Origin of the sequence: uncultured Megasphaera sp. (genome assembly GCF_958350005.1) — a bacterium.
GTDB lineage: Bacteria > Bacillota > Negativicutes > Veillonellales > Megasphaeraceae > Megasphaera.
Window position 1 is genome coordinate 1 of record NZ_CATWFF010000221.1, and the last position, 3,056, is coordinate 3,056.

The window sequence follows — 3,056 nt, forward strand, 5'->3', positions numbered from 1 at the left end:
TGTATATATTCTCTATGGGACTCAAATTTCCTTCTTTTTCACACAAGAAAAATGTATTTTTCTTGCTGTGTGCCGTTACTTTTATCATTTTCCCCATTACGGTCCCGGAAAAGAGTATAAACTTTCACGTTCCTATGCTATAATATGGGTGATTCTCAAGATTTTTTCCTTTTATTTTTTAAGAAAGGCGGTATCGTATGAAATCTGTACTGCGTCCCATTTACCTGGCGCTGACATTCCTCTTTGCATTTGCGCCGGCAGTCCTGGCCAGCGGCGGCTCTCATGAAGCACATGAAGCCATTGGCGCACTGCTGCCGACGTGGAGCATCATTCCCTTCGTAGGCATGTTGCTGTCCATTGCCATTTGTCCGTTAGTGAAGCCTCACTGGTGGGAAAAAAACATGCTCAATGTAGCCATCGGCTGGTCTCTCGTCTTTATTATTCCCTTTGCCGCTGCATACGGCGTCAGCGAAGCACTGTTCCGGCTGCTTGAATCAGTGCTGCTCGATTACCTTCCGTTTATCGTCCTTTTATTAGGTCTGTTTGTCGTTGCCGGCGGCATTGCCGTAAAAGGCACCCTTGCCGGTACGCCTAAGGTCAATGCCCTCCTGCTGCTCATCGGCACGCTCCTGGCCAGCTGGGTCGGCACAACCGGCGCTGCCATGCTCCTCATCCGCCCGGTTATCAAAGCCAATGCCTGGCGTAAACGGAAAGTCCACATCATTGTCTTCTTCATTTTCCTCGTCGCCAACATTGGCGGCAGCCTGACCCCTTTAGGCGATCCGCCGCTGTTTATGGGCTTTCAGCGCGGCGTTCCCTTTACATGGACCTTCTACCTGTTCCCCATGCTGCTCCTGAATATGATCATCTTATTCACCATATTCTTCCTCATGGATAAACATTTTTACAACAAGGAACTGGCTGAAGGCCGCAGCCCCCAGGATGGCCAGGACAATGCCGTAAAGGAACCGATCCACATTGAAGGGGCTCACAATATTCTGTTCATCGCTCTGATCATTGTCGGCGTTGTTGCCAACGGCATCTTGCCTAAAGAATTTGCCTTCTTTGCCAACGGCGCAGGCCTTCCCATTTATGATGAAATCGTCCTGCCCTATGCGATTATCGTCGAAATTGTACTCATTCTGCTGGCCGCTTTCCTGTCGCTGAAAACAACAAAACAGTCTATTCGCCAGCTCAATGAATTTACGTACGCCCCTATTGCCGAAGTTGCCAAGCTGTTTATCGGCATCTTCATCACTATGATACCGGCATTGCTGATTCTGAAAACCCATGGTGCTGAACTGGGTCTGTCCGAACCGTGGCAGATGTTCTGGGCTACAGGCTTGCTTTCTTCTTTCCTGGACAATACACCGACCTATCTGGTCTTTCTGCAAACTGCCGGCGCTCTCGGTGCTGTTGAAGGAATTCATACTTCTGTCGGCATGGTATCACAGATCATGCTGGAAGCCATTTCTACAGGCGCCGTATTCATGGGTGCCAATACGTATATCGGCAATGCACCGAACTTTATGGTTAAGTCCATTGCTGAAGAAAACAAGATTAAAATGCCCAGCTTTTTCGGGTATATGATGTGGTCCTGTGCAATCCTGATTCCGACCTTTATTATTGACACGATTGTCTTCTTTATCTTTAAATTCCATGTATGGTAACAACGCAGCCATACCGGAGAAAAGCCCTCGCCGCAGCGAGGGCTTTTTCATATATAAGAGGCCGGCACGCCAGTCCATTCCAATGACACCGTAACACAAACACAAAAAAACCGTCTCTTTACAGAGACGGTTTCCCTTTGGTGATCCATCCGAGATTCGAACTCGGGACACCCTGATTAAAAGTCAGGTGCTCTACCAGCTGAGCTAATGAATCATGGCTGGCAGGGGTAGCTGGATTCGAACCAGCGCATAGCGGAGTCAAAGTCCGGTGCCTTACCACTTGGCTATACCCCTATGGGGCGAGTATAGGGATTCGAACCCTAGCATAACGGAGCCACAATCCGCCGTGTTAACCACTTCACCATACCCGCCATATTGTAATCTACGCTGACAACTGCGAACTTATTCGCCGTGACCGTCGTCAACGTAGATTATTTTACCATTGTTCCAACCTGTCTGTCAACACCTTTTTTACAATTTTTTATACGCAAATCCTACCGGTCTTTTTCTCCGTACAAAACGTCTTTGACAAAATTCGGCAGGACAAAGGCACTGCGCTGAATACCTTCATTATAATACTTCGTCGGGAACGTCCGTTTCCGATTCGGTTCCCACTGGAGGGGATCATATTTTTTAGAGCCCATGGTAAAGCAGTGCATCCCTGTCGGATACAAGGGGATAAATGCCGTATACAGGCGTGTAATGGGGAATATATCGGATACGCAGTCCTTAATATCCCGTACGAGCTTGCGGTGCATAAACGGCGATTCCGTCTGCTGAACAAACAGGCCGTCTTCTTTCAGTGCTTTGTACGTATCTTTGTAAAACTCATACGTAAACAGTCCTTCGCCAGGTCCGACGGGATCAGAACAATCGACGATGATAACGTCATAGAAATTTTCCGCTTCTCTCATGAAAGCAATGCCGTCACCTACTTTTACGGTCAGTTTGGGATTCTGTTCCAGCATGGCCTTGGCAATATGGGGAAAGTACTTCTTGGACAGTTCAATAACCTTGCCGTCAATATCGACCATCGTAACATGCTCTACTTCCGGATGGCGCACTGCTTCCCGGGCAGCACCGCCATCACCGCCGCCGATGATCAGGACATTTTTGGGCTGGGGATGCAAAAACAGCGGAATATGGACAATACTTTCATGATACATGAATTCATCCTTGTCCGAAGTCTGAAACACGCCGTCCAGGACGAGCATGCGGCCAAATTCCAGTGAATCGGCAACGATAATATCCTGAAATTCCGATTTTCCTTTATACAATATACGTGAAACCTCTGCCGTCAGATCCAGATGCGGCGACTGGTGTTCTGTAACAAACTCTTTCATACGTACCCTCCTGTATTATGTTTTATTTTATTGTATCATAGAT

The 3,056-nt window shown here is 47.7% G+C and carries 2 protein-coding genes and 3 tRNA genes; 1 reads left to right on the forward strand and 4 read right to left on the reverse strand.

Translation table 11 applies throughout. The features are described from left to right. Positions 1-197: 197 nt before the first annotated feature. Positions 198-1,670, forward strand: coding sequence for a sodium:proton antiporter (locus tag Q3886_RS09715; protein WP_301861262.1), 1,473 nt, complete (start codon positions 198-200; stop codon positions 1,668-1,670). 138 nt (positions 1,671-1,808) lie between these two features. Here Q3886_RS09715 and Q3886_RS09720 read toward each other — a convergent pair. From Q3886_RS09720 to speE, 4 genes are all read right to left on the reverse strand, one after another. Beyond that, a tRNA-Lys gene (locus tag Q3886_RS09720) sits at positions 1,809-1,884 on the reverse strand. Between the two features lie 5 nt (positions 1,885-1,889). After that, positions 1,890-1,964 (reverse strand) — tRNA-Gln (locus Q3886_RS09725). Between the two features lies 1 nt (position 1,965). Beyond that, positions 1,966-2,041 (reverse strand) — tRNA-His (locus Q3886_RS09730). A 123-nt stretch (positions 2,042-2,164) separates the two neighbouring features. Next, a complete protein-coding gene (gene speE / locus Q3886_RS09735; protein WP_301861263.1) occupies positions 2,165-3,013 on the reverse strand; it encodes a polyamine aminopropyltransferase in 849 nt (282 codons plus the stop codon). Positions 3,014-3,056: the final 43 nt, after the last annotated feature.